Source organism: Synechococcus sp. HK01-R (genome assembly GCF_014217855.1).
Classification (GTDB): domain Bacteria; phylum Cyanobacteriota; class Cyanobacteriia; order PCC-6307; family Cyanobiaceae; genus Synechococcus_C.
The window spans coordinates 743,757-759,623 of the sequence record NZ_CP059059.1 but is presented as its reverse complement, the minus strand read 5'-3'; the positions used below and the strand labels follow the sequence as shown (position 1 = coordinate 759,623).

The 15,867-nt window shown below is 64.8% G+C and carries 19 protein-coding genes and 1 tRNA gene; 8 read left to right on the top strand and 12 right to left on the bottom strand.

Annotated elements, in window-relative coordinates; genetic code table 11:
- Positions 1 to 18: 18 nt before the first annotated feature.
- The 4 genes from H0O21_RS03970 to rfbB are packed head-to-tail and all read right to left on the bottom strand — an operon-like array spanning position 19 to position 4,570.
- Positions 19 to 1,230, bottom strand: a complete 1,212-nt coding sequence (locus H0O21_RS03970; RefSeq protein ID WP_185190460.1) for a sulfatase-like hydrolase/transferase — start codon at positions 1,228 to 1,230, stop codon at positions 19 to 21.
- A gap of 4 nt (positions 1,231 to 1,234) precedes the next feature.
- A complete protein-coding gene (locus H0O21_RS03965) occupies positions 1,235 to 2,236 on the bottom strand; it encodes a hypothetical protein (RefSeq protein WP_185190459.1) in 1,002 nt (333 codons plus the stop codon).
- A 12-nt stretch (positions 2,237 to 2,248) separates the two neighbouring features.
- Positions 2,249 to 3,436, bottom strand: a complete 1,188-nt coding sequence (locus tag H0O21_RS03960; protein ID WP_185190458.1) for a hypothetical protein — start codon at positions 3,434 to 3,436, stop codon at positions 2,249 to 2,251.
- Between the two features lie 33 nt (positions 3,437 to 3,469).
- Positions 3,470 to 4,570, bottom strand: coding sequence for a dTDP-glucose 4,6-dehydratase (gene rfbB / locus H0O21_RS03955; protein WP_185190457.1), 1,101 nt, complete (start codon positions 4,568 to 4,570; stop codon positions 3,470 to 3,472).
- 92 nt (positions 4,571 to 4,662) lie between these two features.
- Between rfbB and H0O21_RS03950 the strand changes: the two genes are divergently transcribed.
- Both H0O21_RS03950 and H0O21_RS03945 read left to right on the top strand, forming a co-directional pair.
- The gene (locus tag H0O21_RS03950; protein ID WP_185190456.1) at positions 4,663 to 4,890 is read left to right on the top strand and encodes a type II toxin-antitoxin system VapB family antitoxin; all 228 of its coding nucleotides are present in this window, start codon (positions 4,663 to 4,665) and stop codon (positions 4,888 to 4,890) included.
- Positions 4,887 to 5,189 (top strand): PIN domain-containing protein, encoded by a 303-nt coding sequence (locus H0O21_RS03945; protein ID WP_255441122.1) that lies wholly within the window; start codon positions 4,887 to 4,889, stop codon positions 5,187 to 5,189. The genes H0O21_RS03950 and H0O21_RS03945 overlap by 4 nt, the downstream gene beginning before the upstream one ends.
- A gap of 16 nt (positions 5,190 to 5,205) precedes the next feature.
- Here H0O21_RS03945 and H0O21_RS03940 read toward each other — a convergent pair whose 3' ends face one another.
- Genes H0O21_RS03940 through rfbA form a run of 4 tightly spaced genes read right to left on the bottom strand, consistent with a single transcriptional unit; the run spans position 5,206 to position 9,040 of the window.
- Positions 5,206 to 6,561, bottom strand: a complete 1,356-nt coding sequence (locus H0O21_RS03940) for a sugar transferase (protein ID WP_185190455.1) — start codon at positions 6,559 to 6,561, stop codon at positions 5,206 to 5,208.
- Positions 6,548 to 7,495 carry a dTDP-4-dehydrorhamnose reductase gene (gene rfbD / locus H0O21_RS03935; protein WP_185190454.1) on the bottom strand — a complete coding sequence of 316 codons (948 nt, stop codon included), beginning with the start codon at positions 7,493 to 7,495 and terminating at the stop codon, positions 6,548 to 6,550. Before rfbD ends, H0O21_RS03940 begins: the two co-directional genes overlap by 14 nt.
- Positions 7,492 to 8,109 (bottom strand): dTDP-4-dehydrorhamnose 3,5-epimerase, encoded by a 618-nt coding sequence (gene rfbC, locus H0O21_RS03930; RefSeq protein WP_185190453.1) that lies wholly within the window; start codon positions 8,107 to 8,109, stop codon positions 7,492 to 7,494. The genes rfbD and rfbC overlap by 4 nt, the downstream gene beginning before the upstream one ends.
- Positions 8,099 to 9,040, bottom strand: coding sequence for a glucose-1-phosphate thymidylyltransferase RfbA (rfbA, locus tag H0O21_RS03925; RefSeq protein ID WP_185190452.1), 942 nt, complete (start codon positions 9,038 to 9,040; stop codon positions 8,099 to 8,101). Before rfbA ends, rfbC begins: the two co-directional genes overlap by 11 nt.
- 246 nt (positions 9,041 to 9,286) lie before the next feature.
- Here rfbA and H0O21_RS03920 point away from each other — a divergent pair, with 246 nt between their 5' ends.
- From H0O21_RS03920 to H0O21_RS03905, 4 genes are read left to right on the top strand one after another with little or no spacing between them, the layout of a single operon-like run.
- Positions 9,287 to 9,517 (top strand): AbrB/MazE/SpoVT family DNA-binding domain-containing protein, encoded by a 231-nt coding sequence (locus H0O21_RS03920; protein WP_185190451.1) that lies wholly within the window; start codon positions 9,287 to 9,289, stop codon positions 9,515 to 9,517.
- A gap of 29 nt (positions 9,518 to 9,546) precedes the next feature.
- Positions 9,547 to 9,861, top strand: coding sequence for a type II toxin-antitoxin system PemK/MazF family toxin (locus H0O21_RS03915; protein ID WP_221625467.1), 315 nt, complete (start codon positions 9,547 to 9,549; stop codon positions 9,859 to 9,861).
- Positions 9,862 to 9,885: 24 nt separating this feature from the next.
- A complete protein-coding gene (locus tag H0O21_RS03910; protein WP_185190449.1) occupies positions 9,886 to 10,791 on the top strand; it encodes an N-acetylmuramoyl-L-alanine amidase in 906 nt (301 codons plus the stop codon).
- Positions 10,792 to 10,819: 28 nt separating this feature from the next.
- Positions 10,820 to 11,275 (top strand): GNAT family N-acetyltransferase, encoded by a 456-nt coding sequence (locus H0O21_RS03905; protein ID WP_185190448.1) that lies wholly within the window; start codon positions 10,820 to 10,822, stop codon positions 11,273 to 11,275.
- A 9-nt stretch (positions 11,276 to 11,284) separates the two neighbouring features.
- Here the strand turns inward: H0O21_RS03905 and H0O21_RS03900 are convergent.
- From H0O21_RS03900 to H0O21_RS03885, 4 genes are all read right to left on the bottom strand, one after another.
- Positions 11,285 to 11,356: transfer RNA gene (locus H0O21_RS03900), tRNA-Gly, on the bottom strand.
- A 75-nt stretch (positions 11,357 to 11,431) separates the two neighbouring features.
- Complete coding sequence (gene ribH / locus H0O21_RS03895; RefSeq protein WP_185190447.1) at positions 11,432 to 11,914, bottom strand: 6,7-dimethyl-8-ribityllumazine synthase; 483 nt, start codon at positions 11,912 to 11,914, stop codon at positions 11,432 to 11,434.
- An 85-nt stretch (positions 11,915 to 11,999) separates the two neighbouring features.
- Positions 12,000 to 12,188 (bottom strand): photosystem II reaction center protein PsbZ, encoded by a 189-nt coding sequence (gene psbZ, locus H0O21_RS03890; RefSeq protein WP_131455170.1) that lies wholly within the window; start codon positions 12,186 to 12,188, stop codon positions 12,000 to 12,002.
- A gap of 121 nt (positions 12,189 to 12,309) precedes the next feature.
- Positions 12,310 to 12,975 carry a precorrin-8X methylmutase gene (locus tag H0O21_RS03885; protein ID WP_185190863.1) on the bottom strand — a complete coding sequence of 222 codons (666 nt, stop codon included), beginning with the start codon at positions 12,973 to 12,975 and terminating at the stop codon, positions 12,310 to 12,312.
- A gap of 32 nt (positions 12,976 to 13,007) precedes the next feature.
- Here H0O21_RS03885 and holA point away from each other — a divergent pair, with 32 nt between their 5' ends.
- Positions 13,008 to 13,988: a DNA polymerase III subunit delta gene (gene holA, locus H0O21_RS03880; RefSeq protein ID WP_185190446.1), complete on the top strand. Its 981-nt coding sequence runs from the start codon at positions 13,008 to 13,010 to the stop codon at positions 13,986 to 13,988.
- Positions 13,989 to 14,062: 74 nt separating this feature from the next.
- Positions 14,063 to 15,865, top strand: a complete 1,803-nt coding sequence (locus H0O21_RS03875; RefSeq protein ID WP_185190445.1) for an aspartate kinase — start codon at positions 14,063 to 14,065, stop codon at positions 15,863 to 15,865.
- Positions 15,866 to 15,867: the final 2 nt, after the last annotated feature.

Below are 15,867 nucleotides of genomic sequence, written 5' to 3'. Positions count from 1 at the left end.
CCAGGGGCAAGTCATTCATCATCTCAGCTGCAGGCGCTCATCTTCAAACTCCACCAACACCTCCGCAGGCTGTCGACGCAAGCGAGAGCCAAAACTGCCCTGAGCCGGTGTCGCCACGGCGGCGGCGGCATCCCAGAGGCAAGCGGTGAGGCCATAAGCGCGCTCACCAGGAGACCAGATCCGACGCAGCCCTCGTCTCCCCTGAGGTGGCCGATGCAGAAACAAACTGCGCATCGCTCCCTCAAGAAAGCAACCCTTGAGCAGCAGACCCCAGTCACCCAGAAGTTCACCATGGTCGCTGCAGACGCTGACAGCCGTTTGGGAACAATCGCCACGGCGAGCCAGACCAGTCAGCAGCTCTCCCACCTGAGCATCCAGCAGATGCAGATGATCGGCATAGTCGCTGCGCAAGTCGGCCAGCGCCTCTGCAGGGATTCCATTGGGCCAGCGCTGTAGTTTGCGAGCCAACACCGACCCTTGCGGTGCCCGTTGGGCCAGATCCCGCGCATCAGTCGGGCGGGGCTCCGGCGGAGGGATTGCGCCGTGATAACCGCGCCAGCCGGCTGGCACATCAAAGGGCTCATGGGGGCCAGGAAAATTCACCCACAGCAGCCAGGAGCGATCCGCGGGCAGCTGCGCTAATTCCTCCAGCGCCACCCTGGTGAGCCAGAGATCGGGATACAAGGCATCCGGCAACACACTCGGCCGCACGGTGTGCACACAACCCTGGCGGTAGCGATCCTCAAGATCAGCGCGATAAACCTCGAGCAGCCCTGCGTCGCGCCAACGATCCGTGAGCTCACACTCCACCACTGCCAGGGCCCGCGGCCCAGCGATCTCACGCACATGCTCAAAACCGAGCTGCTCCATCAAGGGCAGGTTGTCGCGCAGATCCACCCCGGGCTCGTGGGGCGTCCAATGGGTCTTCCCCACAAGCACCGTGTGATAGCCATGCCGGTCCCGCAGGGTGCGAACAAACGAGGGTGCATCTGCCGGCACGGTGTAGTGGGCGTTCGCCGTCACGCCGAGGACACCGGGGGTTCGCCCCGTCAACCAACTGGCGCGTGCCGGAATGCATTGAGGGCTGGAGGTATAACAACGACGCACATCCCAGCTTTCACGCGCAAGTTGCTGGAGATTGGGTAAGCGCAACCAGGGCTGGTGCAGCCAATCGCCTCGCCACTGATCAAAACTGATCAGCAGCCAATTCTGAGGTCGGGCTCGCGTCATGGTGTCAACCCAGGGCTCCACAGCTCTCAAGCAGGCAGCTGAGCTGCTCCCTGCTCAAGCCGATCCATGGTGATGGCATCGCTTGCTCTCCTGAAGGAGCCAACTCAGGCACCTTCAACTGCAGCTGAGCCTGATCGGGAAGCATCCCATTGATCTGACGCACCACAGGTTGCCAGCGTTGCACGAATCCCTCGCAGGCAGCCTGACTGGGAACAGGAGCCCTGTCATGCAACTGCGGCAACTGATTCACAAGCCGCTCGGCAACGTCGACAGACAGCTGCGCATTCACGCCATTGAGCCAACGGATCAAGGCCAGCTCCTGCCGTGTCAGCGAGCGATTCACGGACGACTGAACCGGTCGAGACCAGCCAGCATCAAGCGGCAGGCCTAACCATCCCAGCAGGCATGACACCAGATTGGCGCGTTGTCGCCCGTAATGATCCACTTGCAAGGTGATGCGATCGCCCTGCTCAGCCCTCCTCTCGAGAAAACGCAACAACACCTGCGGAAAGTCATACACCGACAGCCAGTCCTCCAGGTCACCCTGAAACCCATGGCGCTTCACCATCTGGCCATACACGGAGATGGCATGATCCAAAGGATCACGCACAAGCAGCCAGAGATCCGCACCGTCGAGGTCCAAAACGGACAGCAACTGATTCAGCTTTGGGAAGCGATCCGGAAGGCGCCTGGCCCAGGGTTCACAGCTGAACAGCACAGCATGGAGATCGCCTGCGCTGGCACCTGATTGCCTGAGCAAACGACGCCACCAGCGGCGGCAGCGGCGAGGCCCGCAGTCTTCCGCAAGAACCGAATCCAGCACATAGCCATTCCCCATGCTGAACTGACCAAGACCAGCGCGTTGGTCCAACCAGTTGGTGAGCGGACATTGCTGGGGATACAGCACATCGTGATCGACCTTGAGGCGCTCCCCGTTCACAGCCAACCAACTCTGCAGATACGAACTTCCGGTCTTGCCGTGACCCACATGAAGCTTCAGGCGCATGGCAGAACCGAATCAAAGAGGAATTGTGCTGGTCAGAATCATTTGCTTGCTCACGTCAAAATCGGTCAGATCAACACCCCAGAGCGTGGTCATTCCCTGATCAGTCACAACCTCAAGATCATTGCCTGATTGCTGCAAGGAATAACTGATCCCAGCTTCGAGCCCAAGCCGATCATTGTCAGCGATCCGGAAATCTTCGATCACATCTTGGCCAGACGAGAGAAGAAAAAGATCGCCGCCATAGCCTCCACGCAATCGATCGTCACCGGCACCACCCGTCAGGGTGTCGTGCCCAAACCCCGCCATCACAACGTCATTGCCACTCCCCGCAAAGAGCTCATCAGCACCAGGGCCACCGAGAAGCCAATCATCACCCGATCCCCCCTCAAGTCGATCAAATCCACGGTTACCCCGGAGCTCATCATTGCCAGCAGCACCTGCCACCACATCGCGATACTCACCACCCATAAAACGATCACCCTGCTCTCCCAGAAGCCGTGTCTCCGCCCCCCAGGCCTCAATCAAGGCATTCAGATCCGACGTGGAAAAGAAATCCGGCCACTCACCATTGAGAGGACTGCGATAAGCCATCACCGTTTCTTCCGGATAGGCACTGGTCCAGGGGTTGGTGCTGCCGGCATACACATCCCCATCGCCCGCTTCAAACGGGTGCTCAAGGCCGAGGGCGTGGCCCCATTCATGCAGGTTCACATACTGGCGGTAGTCCTGATTCGAAGCGACGGCGGGCTGATTGATGAACAGCTCCCAACCGGCCGACCCTGTGGTGGCTAATCCCAACGTTTGGCCGCCACCGCCGATCTCGATTTCGGTGTCGTAATAGAAGGCCACATCGGCCTGGCCCGGATTCGCCACAAAGCGGAAATCCAGATCGATAATCGCGTCAAGGCGACTCACGATCGAGCGGATGTAGTCCTGATCCTGCTGGGGGATCGCCACCGATTCAATCGTCTGACCGCCAAACCCACCGCCCGACACCTGCACCGCGCCACCAGGGGCATGCAGGTAGAGATCCATCACGCCATCGCTGGCCACCCGCCCTTGGCTGAAGGCCACATTGGCGCTGTCGATCAGCAGATTGCTCGCCAGCACGGCATCGCCCAACGCCAAGGCCGTGCTCACGCCTGCGATGCCCTGCAGCCCCAGCCTCACCGCCGCAGCTCGCTCGCAGAGAACGCACATGGTGGGGCCGCGACCAAACTCTCTCCCTGCAACCTAACGGGAGCGCATCGCCTCGCACCAGGCCCGATGCTCGAGAGTCCAACGCACCGTGGACTCCAATCCCGCCGCAAAGCTGTGGCGCGGCTGCCAGCCCAGCTCGCTGCGAATGCGGCTGGCGTCGATCGCGTAACGCCGATCATGACCGGGCCGATCCTTCACCAGGCTGATCAGACGGGCATGGGGTGCCCCCTCCGGCCGCAACTGATCCATCAGGGTGCAGATCGCTTCCACCACCTGGCGGTTGTTGCGTTCGCTCGTGCTGCCATCGCTGCCGCCGCCGCCCACGCAGTAGCTCGCCCCCAGCCGCCCCCGGGTGGCCGCCAGCAGGATCGCCTCCACATGGTCGTCCACATAGAGCCAATCGCGCACATTGAGGCCATCGCCATAGAGGGGAATCGCCTCGCCCGCCGCGGCCTTGAGGATCACCACCGGAATCAGCTTCTCGGGAAACTGCCAGGGCCCGTAGTTGTTGCTGCAGTTGGTGAGCACCACCGGAAGGCCGTAGGTGTGGTGCCAGGCCCGCACCAGATGGTCGCTGGCCGCTTTGCTGGCGGAATAGGGGCTGCGGGGGTCGTAAGCGGTGGTTTCTGAGAAGCGGCCCGTCGCCCCCAGCGAACCGAACACCTCATCGGTGCTGATGTGGTGGAAGCGGAAGGAATCCCGCCGTCCCTGCGGCAGCCCCTCCCAGTGGGCCCGCACCGCCTGCAGCAGCTGAAACGTGCCGGTCACATTGCTGCTGATGAAGGCCTCCGGCCCGGCAATCGAGCGGTCCACATGGCTTTCTGCCGCCAGATGCAGCACCAGATCCGGATCGGCCTGTTGCACCGCCGCCGCCGTGGCCTCCCCATCGGCCAGATCCGTGCGGAGCAGCTGATACCGCCCCTCAGCCGCTGGCCCCAGCGCCTTCAGCACCAGCTCGATGCTGGTGCCATCGCTGGCATAGCCGAGCTTGTCGAGGTTGAACACCTGGGCCTGGCTGTGCTGCAGCAGATGCCGCACCACCGCACCGCCGATGAAGCCGGCACCGCCGGTGATCAGGATGCGCTGTCGCGGACCCAACAGCTCCACAGGGGTGGCGACGGCTGTGGCAGCCATGACTCCGGGCAATGAATCTCCAGAATCGCAGACACCGGGCCCCTCGCAGATGTGTAAGCAAGGCCTATGCTTTACACATCAGGGGGAGCTGGATGCGCACCAACATCGTCATTGACGACAGCTTGATGAAACAGGCGATGCAAGCCAGCGGAGCCCGCAGCAAGCGGGAGGCCGTGGAGCTGGGTCTGCGCGCGCTCGTGAAGCTGCAGCAGCAGGCCGAGATCCGCGCCTTCCGCGGCCGCCTCAACTGGGACGGCGACCTGGAGAGCCAGCGCCTGGATGGCGAATCTGCCCAGCACCTGATGGGTTGCTTGGGGTGACGCCGCTGGCGATCGGCGACCTGATCCTGGTGGAGGTGATGCAGGGATTTCGCCATGACCGGGATGGGGCGACCGCCCGGCACTTATTCCGCTCCCTGCCCCTGCTGCCGATGCTTGACGGCAGCAACGCGTGGAAAGCGGCCGACAATTACAGACAGCTGCGCCGAAGGGGGATCACGGTGCGCAAGACGATTGATGGCATCATCGCCACCGCCTGCATTGAGGCCAACCTGCCGCTGCTGTTCAGCGACCGCGACTTTCAGCCCTATGTGGAGCATCTGGGCCTGGTGGCCGCCTGAACCGCTGCAGCCCGCCTCAGCGGCCACCGGCCTTGAGAACGGTTTTGATCGTACGGAACAGGATCACCAGATCCAACCAGGTGCTGAAGTGCCTGAGGTAATACAGGTCGTACGACAGCTTCAGGTCGGAATCGTCGATGCTGCTGGCGTAGGGGGCACAGACCTGGGCCCAGCCGCTCAAGCCCGGGCGCATCCAGTGGCGTTTGCGGTAGTGGGGGATATGACGCTCCAGTTCCTGCTCCAGCTCGGGGCGCTCCGGGCGTGGACCGATCAGGCTCATCTCACCGCTAAGCACATTGAGCAGCTGGGGCAGTTCATCGAGGCGCAGGCGGCGTAACCACAACCCCACCCGGGTGATGCGCTGGTCGCCCGGCTGGGTCCAGAGCGCTGGGGCATCCGCCGGTTGCACGTGCATGGTGCGCAGCTTGAACACGCGGAAAGGCCGACCCAGCCAGCCACTGCGCCGCTGCACGTAGAGCACCGGGCCGCGATCCTCCAACCAGATCAGCGCAGCGGCGAGGCCCACAAACGGCGCACTGAGCAACAGCAAGCCACCGGCCACCAGCAGGTCGGCGACACGCTTCAGCTGCGCCTGCACACTGAAGGCAGCCGCCCAGGGCAGGTCGTCGTAACTGAGGCCGCCCTCAGGCAGAAACGCCGGCGGCAACCGTTCCTGCTGCTGCTCAAACAGGCTCAGGGGTGACAGCAGCCGCACCTGGCGCGGGTCCTGCGTCTCCAGGGTCTCCTGCAGGCTGGCCCAGCGGGGATCGCGCTCCAAGCCGGGCGCCAGCACCACCAGCAAGGAGCAGGCCCGATCGCTGAGGGCCACCTGCAACTGCTCCAAGGTCACCGGCTCCAGGCGTTCCCGCTGCGGCACCCGTCGCCAGCTCTGCAGCATCGCCGCCTGCTCATCCTCACCAGCCAGCAAGAGCAGGCGGGGCGCATCGGGCAACAGCACACCGCGCCGCAGGCCCACGCGCACCAGCAACGACCACACCAACAACAGGCCCAGCCAGAGGAACTGCACCCGCCGGTACACCAGCCACACCTCCTCACCCGGATTGAGCAGCCAGCGGGCGATCGCCACCACCATCAGGGTCACCACGCTGGTGAGCAAGAGCCGCTGCAGCAGCACCGGCAACGCCAGCTGCCGCCAGCGCAGCACGGTGTAACTGCCAAACAACCAACCCAGAAGCGGATAGAGCAGACAACAGAACGCCAACCAGGCCCCCTGACCCTCCAGGTGGGAGCCGCCGATCGGGACCGCCAACGCCACCGGGTTCACCATCAGCAGCACCAGGATCAGCAGCTGGCCGAGCCAATCGAGCAGAAGCGCGCGTAGCAGCAGCGTGCGCGGATCACGCCCCCACATCGGCGATCACCTCCTCCAAAGCGGCGCGCCAGTGCTGAGGCGACAGGCCGAGGCGCTGACGGCTGGTGCTGCAATCGAGCAGGGAATAGGCAGGACGGCGGGCCGGGGTGGGGTAGTCGGCGGTGGTGATCGGTTCCACCAGCGCAGCATGGTCCAGCAGGCCAGCGGCGGCGGCCAGCTCACCGATGGCGACGGCGAAGTCGTACCAACTGGCCACACCGGCCTCACTCCAGTGCAGAACGCCACTGAGGCGTTGCGCGATCACGGCCCAGCAGGCCCGGGCCAGGCCAGCGGTGCTGGTAGGACAGCCCACCTGATCGGCCACCACCCGCAGGGGCTCGCCGCTGGCAGCGCGCTGGGCATGGAGGCGCAGCATCGTGCGCAGAAAGTTCTGGCCCACCGGGCCATACACCCAACTGGTGCGCAGAATCATGGCCTTGCCCTCTGGGCCAGCACCGAGGACCTGAGCGACCGCCCGCTCGCCGGCGGCCTTACTGGCGCCATACACACCCAGAGGTTCGAGCTCCTGCTCCGGCCGGTAGGGGTGGCCCTGCTCGCCGTTGAACACGAAATCGGTGCTGATCTGCAGCAAACGGGCAGAGGGGCAAAGCTCGCTCAGCGCTTCGGCGAAGGCACGGGGGGCGCCGGCATTCACGGCATGGGCCAGCTCCGGCTCTGATTCCGCCCGATCCACGGCGGTGTAGGCACCGGCATTGAGCACCCAGTCGGGCCTGTGGCTGGCAATCGCGGCGCGACAAGCCTCGGGATCGGCCAGGTCCATGGGCAGAAGGAGCCCCAGCGCCTGGGCCTGCGCCGGATCCGCGCAACGAGCCGTGGCGATCAGCTCCACCGGCTCTCCATCGATCTGGCTCGGCTGCAGAGCGCGCAGGGCCTGGCCGAGCTGACCGCTGGATCCGGTGAGCAGGATCCTCACGCAAACACCTCACCAGCTGCCTCCAGCTGAGCCAGCTCCGGCGCTGCTGCGTCCTTTTCGGCCAACAGCGGCTGGGCAACGCCGGCCTGCTCCAGGGGCCAGGTGATCGCGAGGGCTGGATCATTCCAGCGCAGGGAACGTTCGCAATCGCGGTTCCAGAAGCCGCTGGCTTTGTACTGCACCTCCGCCACGGCGCTGAGGGTGAGAAAGCCATGGGCAAAGCCTTCCGGCACCCAGAGTTGCTGATGGTTTTCGACGCTCAGCTCCGCCCCCACCCACTGCCCATAGGTGGGCGATGCCCGGCGCAGATCCACGGCCACATCAAAGATGGCGCCGACGCTGCAACGCACCAACTTGCCTTGGGGTTCGGGGGGCAACTGGAAATGCAGGCCCCGCAGCACGCCACGGCTGGAACGAGAGTGATTATCTTGCCGGAACTGGATCGCCTCGGCCTCAGCAGCCGGCACCCCGGCGGCGATCAACTCTGACCGGAAGCGGCGCTCGTTCCAGCTCTCGTAGAAAAAGCCGCGCTCGTCGCCAAACACCTGGGGGGTGACCAGCAGTGGGCCCTGCAGCTGCTGGCCGTCGGTGCTGCACAAAGCCTCAGCCGTCATGGCGCCTCTCCTTGGCTCGCCCCTCCAGGGTGCGCTGCAGCAGGGCATGGTCGCCACCGCTCTCGCGCAGCATCTGAAGCAGATAAGCGCCATAGCCGCTCTTGCGCAGGGGCTGGGCCAGGGCCTCGAGCTGATCGTCGTTGATCCAGCCCTGACGCCAGGCCACCTCCTCCGGGCAGCCCACCTTCAGACCCTGGCGTTGCTCGAGGGTGCGGATGTAAGCACCCGCTTCATGCAGCGAATCGAAGGTGCCCGTATCCAGCCAGGCCATGCCGCGGCCCATCAACTCCACCGTGAGCGCCCCCTCCTGCAAATACATCTGATTGAGGCTGGTGATCTCCAGTTCGCCGCGGGCCGACGGTCGCACCTGACGGGCCCGCTCCACCACCGAGGCGTCATAGAAATAAAGACCAGTCACGGCATAACGACTGCGAGGCTGAGCCGGTTTCTCCTCAATGCTCAAGGCCATTCCATCGGCATCAAACTCGACCACGCCATAGCGCTCCGGATCCCGCACCGGATAGGCGAACACGGTGCCGCCCTCCAGGCGTCGGGTGGCGGCCTGGAGCTGGGGGATCAGCTCATGGCCATGGAAGAGGTTGTCGCCCAGCACCAAAGCAGCAGGGGCGCCACCAAGAAAATCAGCGCCGATCAGAAAGGCCTGGGCAAGACCATCGGGACTGGGCTGCACGGCATAGACAATCGTCATCCCCCAGGCACTGCCATCACCAAGCAGTCGCTGAAACGCCGCTTGATCGTGGGGGGTGGTGATGATCAGCACCTCCCGAATCCCCGCCAGCATCAAGGTGCTGAGCGGGTAATGGATCATCGGCTTGTCATAGACCGGCATCAGCTGCTTGCTCACCGCCGACGTGAGCGGTGCCAAGCGTGTGCCGCTGCCTCCCGCCAGGATGATGCCCTTGCGCGTCATGGCTGCCCTGGCGTCGAATTCCGAACCGGCGCCATTTCAGCATGGGCGCTCTGTTCTGTTAAAGCTCCTGGCTGTGGCGCAGCCAACGGGCCAGGGCGCTTCTCCAATTGCTGCCAATGGTGCTGGGCAAGAACCGTCATGGCCCCATTTTGACCAGGACCAAAAGACGCAAGGAGTAAGGAGTAAGGAGTAAGAAGTAAGGACACATTCCCGCTAACTTGCCTTTATCGGAATCAAAACACCTGCATGACCATCGACATCGCCACCGTCACAGGCAAAGGTCAGGTGACGGTGCCCAAAGCGGTCAGGGACGCCCTCGGACTCCGCCAGGGCGATCGTTTGTCCTGGGAAGTGGACAACGGCACAGCACGGGTGAAGGTTGTCTCGCCCCTTGATCTCGACTACCTGCAGGGGCTGGAAGCCAACCTTCAGGACTGGGCCAGCGCAGCCGACGATGAAGCCTTCGCAGAGCTGTGAGAACTGAGCCCTATCCCACGTTTTCACTGGTGAGGGTTCCATTTCCCTTCACCGATCGCACCACACAGAAACGGCGCCCTGCCTTGGTGGTATCGGCACCTCACTTTCAGATCAACAGCGGCCATTTGGTGTTGGCGATGGTGACCAGCGCGACGAACTCCAGCTGGCCAATGGACTGGGCGATCCAAGAGTTGGAGGGCACCGGGTTACCCAAACCCTGCGGGGTGCGGCTCAAACTCTTCAGCCTGGATGAACGATTGATCCTCAATGGCCTGGGTGCCTTGGCCGATAGCGACCGCCGCGGTGTGGCCGAATGCCTGCGGCAGTTGTTACCTCTGCAGTGAACGCCCGCACCCCTGCCGAGGCCCATGGCCGCCACGATTTATCTGCACTGGACCGCCACGGGCTACGACTGGATCCGCCCCGGCCACTATCACGTGATCATTGGCGGCGACGGCCGGGTGCACCGTCTGCACGCCACCAGCGTGGATCTGCCGGCCCACACCTGGGCGCGCAATAGCAATGCCGTGGCCCTCTCCTGCGCCTGCATGGGCGGCCAGCCCGACCCCTGGACGCTTCCGCCCACTCCGTCGCAACTCGAAAGCCTCTGCGCTGAAACCGCGGCCATCGCCACGAGCTGGGGCTGGAGCACCGAAGACATCACGATCCAGCGGGTGATGACCCACGCCGAAGCCGCCTCCAACAAAGACGGCCGCCTCATGCACGACAACTACGGACCGGTGGTGTGGGGCGGCACGGGTGAGCGCTGGGATCTGCTGCAACTGGAAAAGAACGGCCCCCTCGATGGCGGTGAGCAGCTGCGGCGAAGGATCCGGGAGCTGATGGCTGGCGGCACAAGCCAGACGCCACGCCCCCCCAGCCAGCTCAGCTTCAAGGGCGCGACCACGATCGAAGCCCGCGGTGAAGCGCTGGCCGTTGCAATCGACAGCGAGGGCCGCTCCTGGGCGCTGGCGGCCACACTGCTGGAGCGTTATCGGATCCCCCACGCCTGGGATGCCAACCAGCGCCGGATCCTGATCGGATCGCTGGACGTGGCACCCACCTACAGGGACGACAGCGTGCAGGCGTCGGTGGGCTGGCCACTGTTCACGATGACCCTGCAAACCGGCAATGCCCCCGTGATCCTCACCGGCATCGTGCGGCCATCGGACGCAGGGGACCGGGCCTGGTGCCGGGTGCTGGAGTTTGCCGAAGAGTTCGGCATCTCCGTTCGCTACGACCCATTCACGCTGCTCAAGCGGCGAGGCGGCTGAAGGCCGAGCTGCATAAGAGGATGACGGGATGACCCGCTACTGCCTGGTGGAACATGCAGCCGGAGCCCCTGGGCTGCGTTGGTTTGGCATGGGACCAGATCTGCGGCCCACCCGCGGCCTGCTGAAGCTGCGGCGCCTGTTTCAGAAGCACGCCTTCTGGGCCCAAGACCGCAGCTTCCAGGAATTGCAACGGATGCTGGCTGGGAGTGATGTGGTGGTCAGCCTCTGGCGGGGCAAGCGCCTGGTGGGCTTCGGGCGAGCCACCAGCGATGGCATCCACCGGGCCGTGCTCTGGGATGTGGTGGTGGCTGGCGACCTCCAGGGCCGAGGGCTCGGCCGGCGTGTCGTGGAAGCCTTACTGAGTGCTCCAGCGATCCGCCAGGCGGAACGGGTGTATCTGATGACCACCAACAGTGCGGGTTTCTACCAGCAACTGGGATTTAGATCCGCCGAACCCCAGCAATTGCTGGTTCGCAGGCAATGAGTCAAAGCAAGCGGATGAAGAGATTCGAACTCTCGACCCTCTCCTTGGCAAGGAGATGCTCTACCACTGAGCTACATCCGCAGGTCGGCGCTGGGGCTGTGTCCCTCGCGACTTGATGAGCATGCACCACCGAGGGGCCGTTGGTCAATCCAGAGCTCAACCAGAGGGCAGAGCGCGCATCAGACTCCCCATCTCCAGGGCCTGCAGGGCGTAGCTCCAACCAAGATTGCTCTTGATGCCGGCCCGCTCCAGCGCCTGTTGCATCGTGTCGGTGGTGAGCACTCCAAAAATCACCGGCACTCCAGTGTCGCGCGCCACGCTGGCAATGCCCTTGCTCGCTTCTGCAACCACCACATCGAAATGGGGCGTGTCGCCGCGGATCACCGCACCCAGGGTGATCAGCACCTGGTAGCGACCGCTGCGCGCCAACGATTGCGCCACCACGGGCAGCTCAAACGACCCCGGCACCCAGGCCACATCGAGCTGATTGCTCTCAGCGGAGGTATCAACCCCATGGCGGCCAAGGCAATCCAGGCATCCACTCAGCAGCTTGCCGGTCACCAGATCATTGAAACGAGCCACCACCACGGCGATGCGCAGACCCTGCGCATCTGTGAAACGTCCTTCGAAGGTGGCCATAGAGCCGAAACGCGCTTCTCCCATGCTCCCACCCAGCGGGTAGAAGCGTCGTCATAACCAAGAACTTTGAGGCTGATCGCAGGGATCAGACTACAAAAAAGCTCATTCCCCAGTTCACCAGCACTAGCGCCACCCAGACGATGCTGCCCAGCAGGATCAGGCGATTGGAGCGGCCACTGTCTTCGCTGGAGGCGTAAAGCACCGGCACGCCCACGATCAAGGCGAAAGACATCACCACCAGGGCCAGCACGGTGAGGGTGTTCAGGATCTGCATGGGAGGGTCGACGCCGGGTCGGTGGTGTGATTCTCACACGGGGCCGGCGGCAGGCGGGCAAGCAGCCGGAGGAAGCGTTACAGCTTGTGGTGGAGCCGACGGCGCAGAAAGACCGATTCCCCTACGACAGATCTGAGCTGGCCGCCCTGAGCAGCGCATTCACCGCTGCCCCCACCAGGCCGGCGCCACCACGGCTGCCCTCGAGGCGAATCTGATCCAAATCACTGGCCGCCAGCCGCCGCTTGCTTTCGGCCACCCCCACAAACCCCACCGGCATGCCGATCAGCAAACTCGGAGCCGGTTCACCCTCGGCAACTTGATCCAGCAACTGCTCCAAGGCCGTGGGCGCACTGCCCACCAAAACGATGGGCAAGGGCTGAGCAGCGGCTGCAGCTGCCTGGGTGAGCTCTGGCCAGGCGCTCTGCATCGCCGCCGCTGAACGGGTTGATCCCTGGGGTGAGTGCTCTGGAGCCCAATCGAGCAAACAACGCACCGGGTTGCCCAGGGTGCGCGAGGCCATTGGCGCCACCGCCGCGCTGGCCATCGCCGTGTCCGTGAGGATCACAGCTCCGCCCTTAAGCGCCGCCAGACCCCGTTCACAGGCCTGCGAGCTGAACCGCAGCAGGGGCGCCAGATCCGGATCACCGCTGCTGTGCACCAGGCGCTCCAGCACCTGCTGTTGCAACGGGTCAAGCCCGGTCTCCCCCAGCAGCGCTCGAATGCGACGGATGCTTTCCGTGAAGATCGGATGGTCGCTGGCCAGGGCAGTCGCGCTCACTTCCGGCATCATCGACCCACAGCAACCCTGCGGGTGCCCCCATGCCGATCCACCTGCTCTGGGGTGATGACAGCGCCGCGCTCGAGCGGGCGGTGAACGGCCTGATCGATCAGGTGGTGGACCCGAGCTGGAGCAGCATCAATCTGAGCCGCCTCGATGGCGCTGAAGCCGGTCAGGCCCAGCAGGCCCTGGAAGAAGCGCGCACCCCTCCCTTCGGGAGCGGTGGCCGGTTGGTGCTGCTGCAGCGCTCGCCCTTCTGCAATGCCTGCCCGAGCGAACTGGCCGATCGCTTCGAAGCTGGCCTGGAGCTGATTCCAGACCACTGCCATCTGCTGCTCTGCAACCCATCCAAACCCGACGGGCGGCTGCGCACGACCAAGGCCCTGCAGAAACTGGTGAAAGCGGGCGCTGCCAGCGAGCGGAGCTTCCAACTGCCAGCGGTGTGGGACGGGGCTGGCCAGCGGCAACTGGTGGAGCGCACCGCCGCTGAACTTGAGCTCCAGCTGGAACCGGCTGCCGTGGACGCCCTGATCGATGCGATCGGCAGCGACAGCGCCCGGTTGAGCATGGAGCTGCAGAAACTCGCCCTCCATGCCGAGAGCAGCGGCTTCAAAGCGATCACCGCCGCCGCGGTGAGCAGCCTGATCGAGGGCCAGGCCAGCAATGCCCTGCAAGTGGGGGATGCGCTGCTGGAGGGCCATGTGGGCGATGCGATCAGCCGCCTCGATGGCCTGATCGAAGCGGGCGAACCAGCCCTGCGCATCGTCGCCACCCTCACCGGGCAGATCCGCGGCTGGCTCTGGGTGAGCCTGCTGGAGCAACAGGGAGAACGGGACGCCAACGTGATCGCCAAGGCCGCCGGCATCGGCAACCCCAAGCGCATCTATGTGATGCGCAAGCAACTCAAAGGCCGGCCTCCCACCCGCTGCCTGAAGCTGCTGGGCCGGCTCCTGGATGTGGAAGCAGCGCTCAAGCGCGGTGCCCAGCCCGGCGATGCCTTCCGCGACGGGCTGTTGGGTTAAACAAGGCTGTTGGGTTGAACAGACCTGTTGGGTTGACCCAGTGAGACAATCGCCTCCGGTATGAAGCGGCATGGATGGCCCTGCTGGTGCAGAAGTTCGGCGGCACCTCCGTCGGCAGCGTGGAGCGCATCCAGGCCGTAGCCAGGCGCATCGCCGCCTGTAAGGAAGAGGGCCATGACCTGGTGATCGTGGTGTCGGCCATGGGTCACACCACCGACGAACTCACCGCGAAGGCCCGCGCCATCAGCAGCAACCCGCCCCAGCGGGAGATGGACATGCTGCTGGCCACCGGTGAGCAGGTATCGATTGCCCTGCTCTCGATGGCCCTCCATGAGCTCGGCATTGCCGCCATCTCAATGACCGGCGCCCAGGTGGGCATCGTGACCGAATCTGCCCATGGCCGCGCCCGCATCCTCGAGGTGCGCACCGAGCGCCTCCGCAGTCGTCTTGGCGAAGGCCAGGTGGTGGTGGTGGCCGGTTTTCAGGGCACCAGCCAGAGCAGTGGCGGCGCCGCTGAAATCACCACCCTTGGCCGCGGTGGCTCCGACACCTCCGCCGTGGCTCTCGCCGCAGCACTCGGCGCCGATGCCTGCGAGATCTATACCGATGTGCCTGGCGTGCTCACCACTGATCCGCGCAAGGTGGCCGATGCCCAGCTGATGGGGCAGGTGAGCTGCGACGAGATGCTCGAGCTCGCCAGCCTCGGCGCCGCCGTGCTTCACCCCCGCGCCGTGGAGATCGCCCGCAACTACGGCGTCACCCTGGTGGTGCGCTCTAGCTGGAGCGATGCGCCCGGCACCACCCTCACGAGCCGCAGCGCCCGCCCGATCGGCCGCGAGGGCCTGGAACTGGGCCGGCCCGTGGATGGAGCCGAACTGCTGGAACAGCAGGCCGTGCTCGCCCTCTCCCATGTGCCCGACCAACCCGGAGTGGCCGCCCGCCTGTTCGAAGCCCTCTCAGCCGGCGGCGTGAATGTGGACCTGATCATCCAGGCCACCCACGAAGGCAACAGCAACGACATCACCTTCACCGTGGCGGAAGCGGATCTAGACAAGGCCCGCCGGATCTGCACTGAGCTGGTGGACTCCATGGGCGGCCAGCTGGTGGCCGAGGGCGGCATGAGCAAACTGAGCATCAGCGGCGCCGGGATCATGGGTCGCCCCGGCATCGCCGCCGGTCTCTTCGACACCCTCTCGCGAGTGGGGATCAACCTGCGCCTGATCGCCACCAGCGAGGTGAAGGTGAGCTGCGTCATCGATGCCTCCCTCGGCGGCAAAGCGCTGCGGGCCGTGAGCGAGGCGTTCGAACTGGCCGAGCAGCAGCTACAGATCAACCCCCCCGCCACCGGCGCCGGAGAGCCGGAGGTGCGCGGTGTCGCCCTTGACCGCGATCAGGCGCAGGTGAGCGTGCGCCACGTCCCAGACCGGCCCGGCACGGCTGCAACCCTCTGCTCGGCCCTGGCCGATGCCGGCATCAGCATCGATGCGATTGTGCAGTCGGAGCGGCAGCACAGCGATGGCAGCCGCGACATCAGCTTCACGCTCAAACGCGAGGACCGAATCGCCGCCGACCAGGCCCTCAGTGCCCTGCTGGCCCAGTGGCCTGGAGCCTTACTGGAAGACGGACCAGCCATCGCCCGGGTGAGCGCCGTGGGTGCTGGCATGCCCGCCACCGCCGGGACCGCCGGCCGCATGTTCCGCTACCTGGCGGATGCCGGCCTCAACATCGAACTGATCGCCACCAGTGAGATCCGCACCAGCTGCGTGGTGGCGGAAGCCGATGGGATTGCCGCCCTGCAGGCCGTGCACGCCGGCTTCGGGCTCGGCGGCAGCCTGCGCCATGAAGCACAGGGCACCGAATCACCGCTGGGGGGTTGACG

Coding starts and splice junctions, on each gene's coding strand:
- H0O21_RS03970 (WP_185190460.1), bottom strand. CDS start 1,230: ATGACGCGAGCCCGACCTCAGAATTGGCTGCTGATCAGTTTTGATCAG.
- H0O21_RS03965 (WP_185190459.1), bottom strand. CDS start 2,236: ATGCGCCTGAAGCTTCATGTGGGTCACGGCAAGACCGGAAGTTCGTAT.
- H0O21_RS03960 (WP_185190458.1), bottom strand. CDS start 3,436: ATGTGCGTTCTCTGCGAGCGAGCTGCGGCGGTGAGGCTGGGGCTGCAG.
- rfbB (WP_185190457.1), bottom strand. CDS start 4,570: ATGGCTGCCACAGCCGTCGCCACCCCTGTGGAGCTGTTGGGTCCGCGA.
- H0O21_RS03950 (WP_185190456.1), top strand. CDS start 4,663: ATGCGCACCAACATCGTCATTGACGACAGCTTGATGAAACAGGCGATG.
- H0O21_RS03940 (WP_185190455.1), bottom strand. CDS start 6,561: ATGTGGGGGCGTGATCCGCGCACGCTGCTGCTACGCGCGCTTCTGCTC.
- rfbC (WP_185190453.1), bottom strand. CDS start 8,109: ATGACGGCTGAGGCTTTGTGCAGCACCGACGGCCAGCAGCTGCAGGGC.
- rfbA (WP_185190452.1), bottom strand. CDS start 9,040: ATGACGCGCAAGGGCATCATCCTGGCGGGAGGCAGCGGCACACGCTTG.
- H0O21_RS03920 (WP_185190451.1), top strand. CDS start 9,287: ATGACCATCGACATCGCCACCGTCACAGGCAAAGGTCAGGTGACGGTG.
- H0O21_RS03910 (WP_185190449.1), top strand. CDS start 9,886: ATGGCCGCCACGATTTATCTGCACTGGACCGCCACGGGCTACGACTGG.
- H0O21_RS03905 (WP_185190448.1), top strand. CDS start 10,820: ATGACCCGCTACTGCCTGGTGGAACATGCAGCCGGAGCCCCTGGGCTG.
- ribH (WP_185190447.1), bottom strand. CDS start 11,914: ATGGCCACCTTCGAAGGACGTTTCACAGATGCGCAGGGTCTGCGCATC.
- psbZ (WP_131455170.1), bottom strand. CDS start 12,188: ATGCAGATCCTGAACACCCTCACCGTGCTGGCCCTGGTGGTGATGTCT.
- H0O21_RS03885 (WP_185190863.1), bottom strand. CDS start 12,975: ATGCCGGAAGTGAGCGCGACTGCCCTGGCCAGCGACCATCCGATCTTC.
- holA (WP_185190446.1), top strand. CDS start 13,008: ATGCCGATCCACCTGCTCTGGGGTGATGACAGCGCCGCGCTCGAGCGG.
- H0O21_RS03875 (WP_185190445.1), top strand. CDS start 14,063: ATGGCCCTGCTGGTGCAGAAGTTCGGCGGCACCTCCGTCGGCAGCGTG.